Source organism: Rhizobacter sp. P5_C2 (assembly GCF_054049715.1).
On the sequence record NZ_JBFULV010000035.1, the window covers coordinates 1 to 15,334 of the forward strand.

Sequence of the window (15,334 nt, forward strand, 5' to 3'; positions counted from 1 at the left end):
GGCCTTGTACTGCTTGCCCTGGTAGCTGACGACCTGGCCGACGTTGTAGGTGATGCCTTCGGTCCAGGCCGCGCAGCTCGTCGGGGCCGGGGCGGGTGYGGGTGCCGGGGCGGGCGTCGGAGCCGGTGCCGGAGCGGGCGTGGGAGCCGGTGCGGGGGCCGGCGTCGGCGCGGGAGCAGGAGCGGGTGCAGGCGACGGAGCCGGTGCATTCGACACCGGGATCAGCGCCCACTTCTGGTTCGCGTTGACGCTGCAATCCCACTGCTGGATGCCAGCGCCCGGAGCGCTGTTCCAGTCCTTCACGTCGACGCACTTGCCGCTGTTCACCGCCTGCAGGCGCACCGTGCCGGTGGAGGCATCGGCGAGCTGCGCGAAGCGCTGGTTCGAGCCGCCGCCGTTGGCCCATTGCTGGATCAGCGCGCCGTTGGCGGTCGACACATCGGTCACGTCGAGCGAGCGGCCGCTGTTCAGGTTGACGATGCGGTAAGTGCCGCTGGTGTCGGGCACGAACGAGAACACCTGCGAGGCGGTGCCGGTGCAGTTCTGCTGCACGACCTTGGCGCCGTCGGCGGTGCTGCCACCGGCGATGTCCAGGCACAGGTTCGAGAACGAGGACTTGACGGTGTACTGCTTGGCGGTCGGTGCCGGTGCGGGCGCCGGTGCCGGCGAGGGGGCGGGGGCCGGTGCGGGCGGGTTCGAACCCTTGGCCGCGGCGAAGGCCTGCCAGTACTCGTAGTCGCGGGTGTTCGTGCGGCTGAAGTCGTCCTTGCTGCCCGAGCCCACGCGGTCGCGCTGCGCGGCCCAGTACGCCAGCAGGCCGATGCCCTTCTGCTTCGCGAAGTTGGCGACGACCACCGCGTCGGCCGGCGTGAAGATCTCGGACGGCTCGTCGTTCTGGCCGATCATCGGCGTGATGCCGATCATCCCCCAGAGCTGCGCGTCGGTCTTCGACGGGTAGATGCCCTTCAGCTGGTTGAAGGTCGACTGCGCGGCCGAGACGGACAGGTCGCCCATCTTCTTGCCGCCGCTGTAGTAGGTGCCGAAGTCCATCGTCATGATGTTGACCATCGACACCGTGACGCCGGCGCTCACGGCACCCTTGATCAGCTCGAGCGCCTTCGGCGGCAGGCCGCCCGGCTCGGAGCTGGTGCGGAACGGATCCACCGGCAGCGTGAACGAGGTGTACAGATCGGGGTAGATGCCCTGCAGCTGCTTGATGGCCGCGTTGCGCACGCCGTTCAGGCGCGTGTCGCCGAGCTGGCTGCCCTCGATGTCCCAGTCGATCGAGCGGGTGCCGTGCGTGTCGAACAGCTGGCGGATCAGCGTGACGAGGTTGGCGGTCGAGCAGACCGATTCGAGGTAGGTGCCGCTGGCGCCGCCGAAGGACAGGATCACCCGTCCGCCGCTGTTGATGTAGGCCTTGACGTCGGCCTTCACCGACGCGTTGTTCATCGTGGCATCCATGCCGCCGCTGAGGGCGCAGGCGCCGTTGTTCGAGATCGCGAAGGCGATCGTCATGCCGTCCATGCCGGCGCGCGATTTCGCTTCGGTCAGGTTCTTGAACTTGTAGTCGGTGCTGTTGAAGCCCCAACCGAAAAAGTATGGCGCGACGATCGTGTCCGCATGCGCCATCGACGTGGCGGCCACACCGGCGGCGAGCGCGAGCGCGCTCAGCTTGAATCTGTTCATGGTTCCCAACCCTCTCGCGGCCTGGGCGCTGCGGTGCCCGGCCCTGCCTTGTTGATTCGATCTCGCGTCGACATGCTGCGCGGGCCGCCGCGAGGGCCTTGCTGAGGTTGCGTTCCGTCAAAGTGGAAACGCTTCCACAAGACCAATTGAAGCACCCTTGGTCATCAGACAAACGAGGGTAAACCCTTACGCAACACCACGGCAAGGTGTCGAGTTGTGTGCAAAGTTGCAGCTTTCACTGCACTCATCGGGTGCGCAGCGAGGCATCCATTCGCGATTTCGATGGGCGCGCCGAACGTCTGGTATTAATTTGGTCTCGTGACGAAACCGAAGGCTGGCGGCCTCGAAACCCGATGGTTTCAGAACACCGTGCCGTCGCTTTCGATCACGAGCGGTGGGCTGCCGTCGCGCAGTTCGCGAGCCATGGCGCGGCCTGCAGCCCAGGTGCCGCCTTCGAGGATGCAGGCGAGCGGCATCTCGGTGACGGTCTTGCCGAGGCGGTGGCGCACCAGCGGCGCCAGCTCGTCGATCAGCGCGACGGTGAGCGCGCGCCATTCGATGATGGCTTCATCGCCGGTTGTATGACGACGCTGCGAGAAGCCCGGCTCACGCGGGACGATGACGCCGCTGTCGAGCAGCAGCCCGCCATTGCGGTATTCGGGCAGCCCGGTCAGGCCGTCGAGCTGGGTGACCGGCACGCCGGCCCACTCGAAGGGCTCGAGCAGCGAGTAGCAGAGCCACTGGCTGAGCTTGTGGAACGGCACCCAGTCGGCACCTCCACCACTGCCACCGGCGAGTGGGTGGCGCCAGCAGTCGCCGAGCGGCACGCCGTCGAGTTCGTTGCCGGCCAGCCAGATGCCGCTCAGCGTGTCGAGCAGGGCCTGCAGCAGCTGCGGGGCCGTGAGCGGCGCCTGGTGCGACTTCAGCGCGAGCCGGTCGAACAGCGCACCGGGACGGCCTTCGGCGCCGAAGCTCGCGTGCTGCACCTGCATCGCCTCGCCCAGCCGGCGCAGCAGCAGCGTGCGGCCGTCGAGGCCGATGAGCGGGTTGTCTTCGCGCACCTGGAACATCGCGGCGAGTGCGCCGGCATCGAGCCGCAGCAACGCCGCCGCGTCCACGCGCAGCGGCTGCGCAGGATCGCTCGAGAACAGCCCGTGCATGAAGCCGCGGAAGCTCGCGACGCCCAAGCCTTCGGAACGGCTGAAGGTCTGCCCGCTGGCCGCTTCGGCATAGCGCCACGTGGCGCCGGCGCCAGCATCGAGCAGCACGCTGACCACCGTGAGGTCGATGCGCGCACGCGCCTGCGCCGCGGCATCGAGCCCGGCGAGTCGCGCATCGAGTTCAGCCTTGCGGTCGACGCCACCGGCCTCGAAATGGCGCCAGCGGCTGTGGTACGGGATGCGCAGGTCGGGGTAGTTCTGCCGCGTGACCTGCTCGACGCGCTGCGCCGCGTCGGCCAGCTTCGCGTGATCGATCGTGAAGTTCGTGGAGCGCCCCTCGCCGACCGCCCGCAGGATGTTGGCGCAGCGCTCGCGGATGGTCGACGCCTGCCGCAGCTCGGCCACGGCAGGGCTAGACAAGGCCGCGCCCCTTGGTGGCCGCGAGCTTGATGTCGTCGGGCACGCTGCCGTCGGTGAAGTAGCCGGCGGCGATCTTGGCCTCGATCTCGACGCGCGCGTCGGCCGGCACCAGCTCGTCGGGGATCTTGACGCGCTCGCCGACGGCGATGCCGCTGCCGGTGATCGCGTCGTACTTGTCGTTGCTCATGCTGACGAGGCGGTGGATCTTCTGCACGCCGAGCCAGTGCAGCACGTCGGGCATCAGCTCCTGGAAGCGCATGTCCTGCACGCCGGCGACGCATTCGGTGCGCAGGAAGTACTTGTCGGCGCTGTCGCCGCCCACCTGCCGCTTGCGCGCGTTGTAGACGAGGAACTTGGTGACCTCGCCGAGCGCGCGGCCTTCCTTGCGGCTGTAGGCGATCAGCCCGACGCCGCCGTGCTGCGCACCGCGGATGCACTCCTCGATCGCATGCGTCAGGTAGGGCCGGCAGGTGCAGATGTCGGAGCCGAACACGTCGGAGCCGTTGCATTCGTCGTGCACGCGCGCGGTCAGCGTGACGCCGGGGTCGGCGAGGTCGCGCGGGTTGCCGAAGATGTAGAGCGTCTGCCCGCCGATCGGCGGCAGGAAGACCTCGATGTCGCTGCGCGTGACGAGCTCGGGGTACATGCCGCCGGTCTCCTCGAACAGGTGGCGGCGCAGGTCGCCCTCGCTGACGTTGAAGCGCTTCGCGACGCCGGGCAGCCACCACACCGGCTCGATCGCGACCTTGGTGACCACGGCCGAGCTGTCGTCCAGCAGCACCCGGCCGTCGACCTGCAGGCGCTGGAAGGCCAGCGCCTGCTTCACCTCGGGCAGGTGGATGTGGGCCTGGGTGACGGCGATGGTCGGGCGGATGTCGTAGCCCTGCGCAATGGGCCCGGCGAACACGTCGGAGACCGAGGCGCCCCACGGATCGATGGAGACCATCTTCGTCGCATCGCACCATTGCGGGTACGGGCCGATCAGGTCGGTGGGCGAGGTGTTGGTGAGGTCAGCGCGGTGGCCCTTCTTCAGGTTGCCGGCCGCGAGGGCGAGGGCCCGGTACACGCCATACGAGCCGCTGTGCGTGCCGATCACGTTGCGCTGGCTGCGGTTGGTGGTGGTACCGACGATCGGGCCGCGCTCGGCCGCGGTGGCGGCGCCCCAGTGGATGGCCGGCGCGCCGGACGGCCCCTGCTGGCCGGGGTGGGAGGTCAGGCGGATGTGCTTGGAGGGCTTCGGCTCGCCGGTGGAATCGGTTCGGGGCTCGAGACTCATCGCAGACGCTCCTGATGAAGACCGGGGGTCGATGGCGTCGAGGATACGACTTCGGTAACGCACATGGGAACCTGTTGGGCCATCGCGTTACTCAGCAGGTCATCCCATCAATCGCTGTACACGATGTTCAAAATCATCACCTCCCCTCGCAAATCCATCACGAGCGCGCTGCTCCAGACGAACGTGGCGCCGAAGCCGTCGAAGGTCGAAGCACTGCGCCGGCTCCCTCTGCCGCCGCAGAAGTTTGATGCGTCCTCCCTGCCACCGGGCTGCGTCAAGAGCTTCCTGCTCGACGGCGACGTGCCGGACAACGCAACGAGCCAGGCCGAAATCGCCCGCTTTTGCCTGAAGAACAAGCAATCTCAGGCCATGGCATGGCTGTTCCTGAGACTCGAGGACGTCGCGCCAGGAAAACAGCAATCGCTGCAGCTGGCCCACACCGATGAAGTGCCCCCCGAACAAAGGTTGACCGGCAAGGATGCGAAGTTTCTGGCCGCGTGGCTCGCCAAATGGATCGGATCGCTCCCGCTGTTGACCTCGGTCGACGTGAACAACAATTTCATTGGCAACGAAGGTGTCGAAGCTTTTGCCAAACTTCTGAAACTGAACCCGCCCCTGCAACACTTGAACATCGGTTCATCCGCAAGCTCGGGTCGAAGCATCAGGAAGGTCACGGAGGCTTTGATTCACAACACCACATTGCTCTCAATTAATTTGTCATTCAATGCTTGTGAGGATGGCGCGGTGTTCGGTCAATTGCTGGAACGCAACACCACGCTGCAGTCACTGGACATCTCCAACGTGCGCCCCCTGAAAGATGTTGCCGATGCCGATTTCGTCAAACCCATCGCTGACGGACTTGCCAAGAACAAAACGCTTCTGCACTTCGGCGGCGCGTACCTGCCGATAGCCGAGCAAATGCTCAACGTCCTTCGGTCCAACACGACACTCACGTCGATCAACCTGAATTCCGCGACGGATACTGGCTTCATCACGCGCCCAGAACTGCTGCAAGCGCTGCTGCGTCACCCATCGTTGAAGCGAATCCAGATCCACCGCTGCATCCTTCAAGAAGCCGGCATCAACGCCCTGCTCGCGTTGATCCGGAAACCAGGCCTCGAAGCGATCGACGTGTCCCATTGCGACCTGACCAAGGACACTGTGAAGAGGATTCTGGCCGAATTGCGCGACAGTCCGTCGATGCAACATGCCGACCTCTCGGGCAACACGCTGACGGGACAAGGGCGACGCATCGCAGAAGTACTCACACGCAACGAGAACCTGAGGTCGTTGCAACTGGCGGACGCGGAACTTTCAACCGAGGACCTGGTGGCCATCCTGCCCGCCGCGATTCGCCACGACAACCTGTTGGAGCTGGACCTTTCTGACAACAGCGACTTCACGCAGGCGCAGGCCAAGGCGCTGCAGGAGCGTCTTCTGTTGAACAAGTACCCGTCAACCGCGCAAGTGAAAAATGCGACCAACGCTCTCGACTTGCTTTTGAACCAAGAGAACGACCACAAGCTCCCCCCCGACCTCATAGGGCACCTCGTTGAGCTCATTGGAGCGATGGGTGCAACGGGCGCTGACACTCTCGACAGAATCGCTGCGACCCCCGGTCGACACCCGAAGGCCCCTACTTCGGAGTGACGCTCCAACATGCAGATCAAGGCAACTTCGGCCGGTGCGCCGCATCCGGCGCTGCGATCCACCCCTGCAGCTCCGCCACCCGCGCATGCTTCGGCGCCAGCCCGACGAAGGTCGCGTAGGCCTTCAGCGCCTTCGCGTCGTCGCCCGCCTGCAGCTGCGCATCACCGAGGTTCAGGTACGCCAGCGCCCGGCTGCCGTCCATCTCGATCGCACGCTCGAACCAGCGTGCCGCCTCGGCCGACTTGCCGCGCTTGAAGTAGACGAAGCCGAGGTTGTTGGCCGCCAGCGCGAACACCGGCTGCAGCTTCAGTGCCTCGGTGAACGCCGCCTCGGCCTCGTCGTAGCGGCGCTCACGGAACAGCGCCAGCCCGCGGTCGTTGGCGCGCTGCGCGGCCACGCGCGGGGCCACCGGCGCGGCAGCTGGCGTCGAGAGCTTGGTGTCGCCACCCTCCAGGTTCTTGATGACGACCTGCACGTCCTTCGCCGCGCCCTTGCCACCGGGCTGCAGTGCCGCCGTCTTCGCATCGTCGAGCCGCTTGTTGAGCTTGCTCGCGTCGGCGTCGAGCTGCGGCGAGTCCCCGCTCAAGGCCTCGCGGTCGGCCGGCAGCTCGAACACGAACTCGCCGCCTTCCGAACCCGGCAGGCTGCCGAAGGCCGGCGTCTGGCGCGCGATCGCCGCCACCGACGGGGCCACATAGGCCGCCAGTTCGGTGCCGGTGATCACGCCGTCGCCGTTCAGGTCGGCCTTGCCGTTCAGCGCCTGCAGCAGCGTCCAGGTGAACACCGAATGGCCGCCCGGCCCGTCGTCGGCCACCTGCTGGTCGGCACCGCCGGCGGTCAGCATCTGCCGGCCCAGGCGCCGCGCGTTGTCGGCCAGGAAGTTCGCGGCGCCGCTCGCGCCGCCGCCGCGCGTGAGCCCGAGACCGGAGTAGCAGGCGTCGACCATGAACAGCACATGCTTCGCGCTGATCGCCTCGGCCACCTCCTGCAGCTGCGGCATCGAGATCGCGTCGGATGCGAAATCCGCCAGCGAGGCGTCGACCGGGATCAGGTAGCCGACGTCGCGCCCGCTCGTCAGCTTGCGCGTGCCGCCATGCCCGGCATAGAACACGACGACGCGGTCGTCGCGCCGCACCTTCTTGCCGTCGGCCAGCTTGTCGTTCAGCACGCGCAGGATGTTCGCGCGCGTCGCCTCGCCGTCGTACAGCGCGGTCACGTTCTCGGCCTTGAAGCCGAAGCGCGACACCAGCGTCTCCTGCACCGCGCGCGCATCGCGCACCGCATGGTGCAGCTGCGGCCACTTCGCGTACTGGTCGATGCCGATCACCAGCGCGAAGCTGTCGCGGTACAGCGTGTCGGCGCTCGCCGCCAGCGCCGCGTCGGGTGCGGCCTTGCGCGGTGCGTTGACGACGAACTTGCCGTCGCGCCAAGTGGCGAAGCGGTAGCCGTCGGCCACCAGTTGATCGAGCATCAGCGGCAGCGCCTGCACCGTGCGGCCCTGGATGTCATGGAACAGGATCACGCCGCGGCCGGCCCGGTCGACCTCGGTCAGCACGCGCTCGGCGATGCTCTTCGGCACCGGGTCGGCCCAGTCCATCGAGTCGACGTTCCACATCATCGAGCGCAGCTTCAACGCCTCGACGGTGCTGAGCGATCCCTCGTTGCGCGCGCCGTACGGAAAGCGGAACAGCGACGACGGCTGGCGCCCGGTGGCATCGAGCAGCGCCTCGGTGTCGGTGGTCTCGGTGCGCACCGCGTCGTCGCTCAGCTTGGCCATCACGCTGTGCGTGAAGCTGTGGTCGGCGAGCTGGTGGCCGGCGGCCAGCACCCGCCTGGCGACCGCGCCGTTCGGGCCCAGTTTTGCGTGGCCCTGCGCATCGACGGTGCCGAGGTTGCGCCCGAGGTTGAAGAAGATCGCCGGTGCGTCGTAGCGCTTCAGGATGTCGAGGATGTCGTCGGTGTACTTCGGGTGCGGGCCGTCGTCGAAGGTCAGCACCACCGTCTTTGGCGGCAGCGAGCCGCCGAAGATCTCGCGTGAATCGGGTTCTTCGCTCGCGCCCGACCTTGTCGACGGCGCGGTGTAGGGCACGATGGTCGCGAAATCCTTCAGGATCTGCTCGCGGTTGTAGAGCCTCGAGATCTTGGCCACGTAGTCGGACCACTTCTCGCGCTGCAGCTCGATGCCGCGCTTCGCGAAGCGGCCGAACACGTCCTTCAGCTCGCGGTCGTAGGCCTGCTCCACCTCGGCCAGCACGGCCAGGTCTTCGTTGGCGCGGCGCGCGAGCTTCAAGCCGGCGATCGACTGCGACTGCGCGTACTGGGCCGACAGGCGGGTCAGGAATTCCTTGAACGCGAGGCGGTCGGCGTCGAACCAGCTCGGCTCGCTCTCGATGCGGTCGAGCAGGGCTTCGAGGGCGGGCAGCGTGGCGGGGTCGGCGGTGTTGGCGGCTGCCGTGGTGAGCGCATCGACACGCTCCTGCAGATCGTGGAACAGCAGCTGGCCGACGGCGCCGACCGCGCGGCGCTCGGCCGGCTTCAGCGCGCGCTCGCCGGTCATCAGCACGATCATCTGGCGGTGCGCGGCGAGCACGCCGTCGGCGCGCTGCTGGAGCTGGGTGGCGAGGGCGACGCTTGCCGTCGCCGGTGGGAGCGGGGCCGAAGGCGCCGGCGATGCCGCGGCCGGCGCCGACGCGACTGCCGGAGATGCCGGTTCCTGCGTGCGATTGCAAGCCGCCACGGTCAACATCAGAGGCAAGACGGTAGCGGGGATGAAGCGGTGCATCGTGGCGCGAACACTGAACGATTGGTCCGCGGATGTTACTCACCCGACTCGACCAACAACATCGAAGAAATCGTGAGCGACAAAAAACTGGGCAAGCTCTCACCACGGACCGATTTACCAAAGTCGGAGACGTCGAAATCGCAGAAGAGCGCTGCGACCGCCGATCAGTTGCTGGACATGCGCAAGCCTCCGCTCAGCGCCGGGTTCCAGCAGAAGCTGGAAGAGTCCGGGTACTTCGACTTCGTGCAGGGAGATGTGAGTCGACAGGGTGCAGAACTGGCTGATCTGGTTCTCCTCTGCGTAAAAGCGCAAGCAAGCGACGCACTGGCCTTCCTGTACCTTCATCGGCAAAGGGAGATCGCAGGCGGCGCCACCACCCTGCACCTGAACGCGCGACCCGCCACCATGTACTTCGCACCTCCGGATGCAGATCGCCTCAATGGAGAGCACATCAAATTCCTGGGCAAGTGGCTCGAGAAATGGAGGCGGCATCTGCCGGACCTGAATCACATCGACCTGTCCGGCAACGCGATTGACGAAAGCGGGTTGAAACACCTCGGCAAACTCCTGTCCGGCATCACGCGTCTCGATCTGCAAGGAAATCGAGTCGACGGAAAGAAGAAGTTGTCGAAGGCCTTCTATGCGGCGATCAAGGGCGCACCCGACCTGCGGGAGGTCGACTTGTCGGTCCGGGGCCTGTCGCCGAAGAAGATCTGCGGCGCACTGCAAGCCAAGCCACTGGTGAGGCTGACCCTGCGCCGACTGGACAGCCTGCATCCTGGCGAGAATGGGCAGATATGGAAATACGCGCACACGCTGCTGGTCGACGCCCCGCTCAAGCACCTCGATTTGTCCGGAAATGTCATGCTTGTCGCGCCAGAAGAATTCCAGAAGGCGCTCGAGAAGGCTTCATTGCACACGTTGATCCTGGATGATTCCCTGCAGGCCGCCCATCCAGCATTGCTGGAGACCATCGGCAGGCACCACTGCCTGAAAGTGGTGTCGCTTGCCGACATGGTCATCGGCCACGACATGTACACCCAGGTGTCGACAGCTCTTCTTTCCTCGAACTCTCACCTCGAAGAAATCGACCTGTCGGTTTCTGACCGCAGCGAAATCGGCCGTTCTGCGGATATGAACGAGAACTGCGGCTCCGGGTGGTTCCTGGCACTCCAGCACAACCAGTCGATCGAGATCCTCAACATCAGCGGGCGCCGCATTCCGCCCGGGAGGCAAGGCGGGTTGGTCGATGCGTTGAACGACAACAAGACCTTGCGTGTTCTCGATCTGAGGCGCTGCGGTATTGACGCCCACATCTTGCAGGGCGCCGTATTGGGCAGTTCCTCCTTGCTCCAATTGCAGGCAGACATTCCAGACGCCGACGGCGTGATCCGTGACAAGCTCCTGGCGAATCGAGACATGCTGGGAATGAAGAAAGCAGAAAAGATCGCCACCTGGTTGAGCCATTTGGCGCCCATCTTTCCTCTTCCCAAGGAAATCGGCCAGCAGATCGGGGAATGGACATGGAAGATCGCTGCCGCCCAACATGGCCAGGCAGTCGCGCTGGAGACGCTCAGCAGCATGGCGATGGTCGGAGGACTGCGGCTGAAGGATCGGCGGGATGAAGTGGCAAAAGTCCAACGAGGTGGCAGCCGACCCCGAAAACGATGACGCAGGCCCTCGAGGGCAAGCACCGTTCCGTTCATTGAATCGGCAGGCTGCCATCACCAGAAAGGCAGCCTTCTCTGGAACGCGGCGGCGAGTGGCTGTTACTCAAGGGGCATCGCGGAACGATGGAGACCAGCGTGCACGGCAGTAAAAACAAGACGGAACGGCGCACCCACTCGCTGTCGAAAGTACCTTCGCTGCTCATCAAGCCCCGCGGCACCGATGACGATGAACAGCCGGAATGTCTGCAGCCGGAGTTCAGGAAGGCCACGCGGAACCTGGTCCCGTCATCAGGTCCCGTGGCCAGTTTCCACGACAAACAGGAACTGCCAACGACCTTGGCAGATCGGTCGCAGCTCATGCGCTTCAGCCTGCACGCCGAGGACGGCAGCCCCGCCGCCTGGCTGACCAAGGAGATCTTCGATCGCGGCATCGACACCGCCCTGACCCTGTGCTTCGGATACCCCACGCAAGGCGATGCGCATGGCCCCGTGACGGACAAGGACGTCAAACGCCTGGTGCGCTGGATCGATCGGTGGGTGCCGCTCCTGCCGGACGTGCCGATCACGCTCGACCTCGGCGGCAACCAGATCACACCGCGCAGCCTGCCGCGGCTCGCTGAATGCCTGAAGCGCAACCCGAAGGTTCAGGCGCTCGACCTGTCGCGCAATCGCGGGCTCACGGGGCTGCTGCCCGCCAAGCCCAAGACCGCCAGGCGGGCCCTCGGCAAGACACTGACCTCTCCGCGGTCCACACACCGGAAGAAGCCGCTTCAACCCGGTGAGGCGATCGCTGACCTGCCGGCGTCGGCCCCTCTTCGACGGCTCTGCCTGAGTGGCAACCCCTTCCGCATCGAAGATCGCGCACGCATCCTGAAGGCCGTGAGGGCCAGCGCCACCCTGTGCGAGTTCGAGATGGCGGACTGCGCGCTGTCGCAGGCCGACGTGGAAACGCTGTTCGAGACGGCCCGGAGCAACGGCTGGACTGGCATGTCCCTGGGCACCAGCTTGAAGAGCCGCATCGTGGGCACCATCGTCACGCTCCTTCCGATGACCCCGTCACTCGCCTGGCTGGACCTGGGCACCACCGAACCCTATTCGTCGCTCGACGTCACATCCGTGTTGTCCGCACTCACGAACCACCCGTGCCTTGAGATGCTGTCGCTTGCCGGGCATGACTTGTGGGGCGGCGGCCACGATCTGACGTACGCACTGCGCCGAAACGATCGCCTGCGCACGCTGGACCTGTCGCGCTGCGCCATGTCTCTGGATTTCCTCACGGCGGTGAAGAATGCCCTGGCATGGGATGGCCCCGTGAAGCCCAACTTCACCCTGACGCAGCTGATCCTGCCGGCCTTCGGCGACACATGCCTGCATCGCGACGAACTCGAGTCCCTCGGTCGGATATGTTCCATTGCCGTCAACCGCAACCGCATCCGCGAGAGCCGCTTCGAACACCTGCGGGCCGATGCTTCCGCCGCCTTCCACACCGGCTTGTCGTCCTCGCTCACGCCGTGGAGGGGTCTTCCTCTGGAACTTTGCTCGCACATCGTCAAACAGATGGGGAACGACGAAGACAGCTTGCACAGCCTGGCGGCCGTGGTCCGTGCGCAGCGCGCCGGCACCGCTGTCCAGGCCACGCCGAGAACCTGGAAACCGGCCCGGTAGGCCACCCGCCTAAAATCAGCCCTTTCCGCCCGTTTGCCCGTCCCCATGAACCTCTCCGCCCTCTCCGCCCTGTCCCCGCTCGACGGCCGTTACGCCGCCAAGGTCGCCGCGCTGCGCCCGCTTCTCAGCGAGTTCGGCCTGATGCACCGCCGCGTGCAGGTGGAAGTCGAGTGGTTCATCGCACTGTCGGACGCCGGCCTGGCCGAGTTCAAGCCGCTGAGCGAGGCCTCCCGCGGGCTGTTGCGCGGCCTGGTGGCGCGCTTCAGCGAGGCCGATGCCCAGGCCATCAAGGACATCGAGCGCACCACCAACCACGACGTGAAGGCGGTCGAGTACTGGCTGAAGGGCCGCTTCGAATCGAATGCCGAACTCAAGGGCGCCGGCGAGTTCGTGCACTTTGCCTGCACCAGCGAAGACATCAACAACACCAGCCATGGCCTGATGCTGAAGGCCGCGCGCACCGAGGTGGTGCTGCCCACGCTGGACCGCATCGTCGACCGCCTCGCCGCGCTGTCGGTCGAGCTGGCCGACGTGCCGATGCTCAGCCGCACGCACGGCCAGACGGCCAGCCCCACCACCGTCGGCAAGGAGATCGCCAACGTGGTCGCGCGGCTGCGCACCTCGCGCGAGCGCATCGCCGGCGTGCAGCTGCTCGCCAAGATGAACGGCGCGGTCGGCAACTACAACGCCCACCTCGCCGCCTACCCCGAGGTCGACTGGGAGGCCTTCTCGAAGCGCGTGATCGAAGGCGCGCTCGGCCTGAGCTTCAACGCGTACACCATCCAGATCGAGCCGCACGACTACATGGCCGAGCTGTTCGACGCGGTGACGCGCACCAACACCATCCTGATCGACTGGTCGCGCGACGTCTGGGGCTACATCAGCCTCGGCTACTTCAAGCAGCGCACGAAGGAAGGCGAGATCGGCTCCAGCACGATGCCGCACAAGGTCAACCCGATCGACTTCGAGAACGCCGAAGGCAACTTCGGCCTCGCCAACGCGCTGCTGACCCACCTGAGCCAGAAGCTGCCGATCAGCCGCTGGCAGCGCGACCTGACCGACAGCACGGTGCTGCGCAACATGGGCGTGGCGCTCGGCTACGCGGTGCTGGGCTACGACAGCCTGCTGCGCGGCCTGGGCAAGCTCGAGGTGAACCGCGACGCGCTCGCGGCCGACCTCGACAGCGCCTGGGAGGTGCTGGCCGAGCCGATCCAGACGGTGATGCGCCGCTACAAGCTCGCGAACCCGTACGAGCGGCTGAAGGAGCTGACACGCGGCAAGACGATCACGCGCGAGGCCATCCAGCAGTTCATCGGCACGCTCGAGATCCCGCAGGCCGAGCGCGACCGGCTGCTCGCGATGACGCCGGGCAGCTACATCGGCATCGGCGCCGAGCTGGCGAAGCGCATCGGCAAGATCTAGTCCTTCAGCAGCCCCTCGGCCCGCAGCGCCTGCTGCACCGCCGGCCTGGCCGACACGCGGTCCATCCACGCGCGCAGGTGCGGGAAGTCCGACAGCGGGATGCCGAGGAAGTTGCTCCAGTTCACGATCGTGAAGCCGTAGGCGTCGGCAACGCTGTAGTCGCCGGCCAGGAACTCGCGCGTCGCGAGGTGGCTGTCCATGTCGGCGAAGCGCGCGGCGAGCTTGAGCTTTGCGTCGCGCTTCGTGCTGTCGGCCGTCTCCTTGTGCCACAGCCATGGGCTGAAGGTCTTGTGCAGCTCGGTGCTGACGAAGCTCAGCCACTGTGTCACGCCAAGGCGCCGCCGGCTGGCGGGCGCGCCGATCAGCGCCTGCGCCGGATCCAGGTCGGCAAGGTACTGCAGCAGCGCGCTGCCTTCGGTCTGGCGCGAGCCGTCGTCGAACTCCAGCAGCGGCACGTAGCCGCGTGGCGAGATCTCGAAGTAGTTGCCGCCGCCTTCCGTCAACGTGTGGGTTGCCAGGTCCACCTGGTGCGCCTCGAAGGCGACACCGGTCTCGCGCAGCGCGATGTGAATGGCCATCGAGCATGCACCGGGGGCGAAATAGAGCTTCATGGAAAGATCCTGTTGAGGTGTCGAGGCCTTGAATCTAGGATTGCGCCATTGCATTTGAAATAGGCAAGGAGGCAAGCGATGGCTGCACCGCTGCAATCGACCGCCGCGTCGTCGATCGGCGCGGGCGAACTGGCCGTGCTGCTGGCCCTGGTGCGCGGCGGCACGCTGGCGGCCGCCGGCGCGCTGGCCGGTGTCGACGGCTCCACGGTGTTCCGCACCGTGCAGCGCTGCGAGAAGGCGCTCGGCCAGCGGCTCTTCGAGCGCTCGCGCAGCGGCTACCTGGCGACCGAGCTCGGGCTGCAGCTCGCGCAGCATGCCGAGCGCATCGAGGCCGAGCTGGAGTCGGCGCGCAGTGCGGCCCGGCTCGATGCCGGCGCGGTCGGCGGCCTGGTGCGCATCAGCACCACTGACACCATCCTGAGCGGCCTGCTGCTGCCCGCGCTGGCCGGCCTGGCGGCGGCCCACCCGCTGCTGCGGCTGGAGATCACTGCACGCAACGAGCTGGTGAACCTGTCGCAGCGCGAGGCCGACATCGCGCTGCGCGCGACGGTGAAGCCGCCGCCGCACGTCGTCGGCCGCGAACTGCGGCCGATCCCGTCGGCGGTCTACGGCTTGAAGCCGGCCGGACGGCAGCGCAAGCCTGTCGACCTGGTGGCCGCGCGCTGGATCGTTGTCGACGATGCGTTGCCCGAGCACCCGTCGGTGCGCTGGCGCAAGAAGCACCTGCCGAAGGTCGAGCCGGTGCTGCGCGTCAACAGCGTGCAGTCGGTGGTCGATGCGGTTGCCGCCGGGCTGGGCGTCGGCATCGCGCCGGTGTTCCTCGCGTCGCAGCGGCGCGAGCTGCAACCGCTCGGCGAGCCGCTGGCCGAATGCGAGACCCAGCTGTGGCTGCTGACGCACCCGGAGTCGCGGCACCTGCGGCGCATCGCGGTGGTCGCGGCGCACTTGGCATCGAACCTGCGGATGGACGCAGCGCCCTAGAATCACGG

Annotated in this window: 10 protein-coding genes; 5 read left to right on the forward strand and 5 right to left on the reverse strand. The window is 66.5% G+C overall.

Translation table 11 applies throughout. The annotated features are described in order from the left end of the window. The 3 genes from ACXJLU_RS14835 to ACXJLU_RS14845 form a co-directional block, all read right to left on the reverse strand. Positions 1 to 1,689, reverse strand: a 1,689-nt coding sequence (locus tag ACXJLU_RS14835) for an RICIN domain-containing protein (protein WP_457332130.1), incomplete at its 3' end; no start/stop codon positions are given. Between the two features lie 359 nt (positions 1,690 to 2,048). Then, complete coding sequence (locus ACXJLU_RS14840) at positions 2,049 to 3,269, reverse strand: URC4/urg3 family protein (RefSeq protein WP_457332132.1); 1,221 nt, start codon at positions 3,267 to 3,269, stop codon at positions 2,049 to 2,051. Continuing rightward, positions 3,262 to 4,545, reverse strand: coding sequence for a GTP cyclohydrolase II (locus ACXJLU_RS14845; RefSeq protein WP_457332134.1), 1,284 nt, complete (start codon positions 4,543 to 4,545; stop codon positions 3,262 to 3,264). Before ACXJLU_RS14845 ends, ACXJLU_RS14840 begins: the two co-directional genes overlap by 8 nt. Positions 4,546 to 4,668: 123 nt before the next feature. On the opposite strand from ACXJLU_RS14845, the gene ACXJLU_RS14850 reads away from it, so the two are divergent. Beyond that, positions 4,669 to 6,195 carry a leucine-rich repeat domain-containing protein gene (locus ACXJLU_RS14850; RefSeq protein WP_457332136.1) on the forward strand — a complete coding sequence of 509 codons (1,527 nt, stop codon included), beginning with the start codon at positions 4,669 to 4,671 and terminating at the stop codon, positions 6,193 to 6,195. A 16-nt stretch (positions 6,196 to 6,211) separates the two neighbouring features. Here the strand turns inward: ACXJLU_RS14850 and ACXJLU_RS14855 are convergent, their stop codons facing one another. Further along, positions 6,212 to 8,752 carry a polysaccharide deacetylase family protein gene (locus tag ACXJLU_RS14855; RefSeq protein ID WP_457332138.1) on the reverse strand — a complete coding sequence of 847 codons (2,541 nt, stop codon included), beginning with the start codon at positions 8,750 to 8,752 and terminating at the stop codon, positions 6,212 to 6,214. Here ACXJLU_RS14855 and ACXJLU_RS14860 point away from each other — a divergent pair. The 3 genes from ACXJLU_RS14860 (at position 8,681) to purB (ending at position 13,734) form a co-directional block, all read left to right on the forward strand. Further along, positions 8,681 to 10,648, forward strand: a complete 1,968-nt coding sequence (locus tag ACXJLU_RS14860) for a leucine-rich repeat domain-containing protein (protein WP_457332140.1) — start codon at positions 8,681 to 8,683, stop codon at positions 10,646 to 10,648. The genes ACXJLU_RS14855 and ACXJLU_RS14860 overlap by 72 nt on opposite strands. A gap of 122 nt (positions 10,649 to 10,770) precedes the next feature. After that, entirely contained in the window at positions 10,771 to 12,312 is a 1,542-nt protein-coding gene (locus ACXJLU_RS14865) for a leucine-rich repeat domain-containing protein (protein ID WP_457332142.1), read from the forward strand. Positions 12,313 to 12,357: 45 nt separating this feature from the next. Beyond that, positions 12,358 to 13,734 carry an adenylosuccinate lyase gene (purB, locus tag ACXJLU_RS14870; protein WP_457332144.1) on the forward strand — a complete coding sequence of 459 codons (1,377 nt, stop codon included), beginning with the start codon at positions 12,358 to 12,360 and terminating at the stop codon, positions 13,732 to 13,734. Here purB and ACXJLU_RS14875 read toward each other — a convergent pair. Further along, positions 13,731 to 14,345, reverse strand: a complete 615-nt coding sequence (locus ACXJLU_RS14875) for a glutathione binding-like protein (protein ID WP_457332146.1) — start codon at positions 14,343 to 14,345, stop codon at positions 13,731 to 13,733. The two genes, purB and ACXJLU_RS14875, sit on opposite strands and share 4 nt — an antisense overlap. Before the next feature lie 78 nt (positions 14,346 to 14,423). Between ACXJLU_RS14875 and ACXJLU_RS14880 the strand changes: the two genes are divergently transcribed. Further along, on the forward strand, positions 14,424 to 15,326 hold the full coding sequence (locus ACXJLU_RS14880) for a LysR family transcriptional regulator (protein ID WP_457332148.1): 903 nt from the start codon (positions 14,424 to 14,426) through the stop codon (positions 15,324 to 15,326). Positions 15,327 to 15,334: the final 8 nt, after the last annotated feature.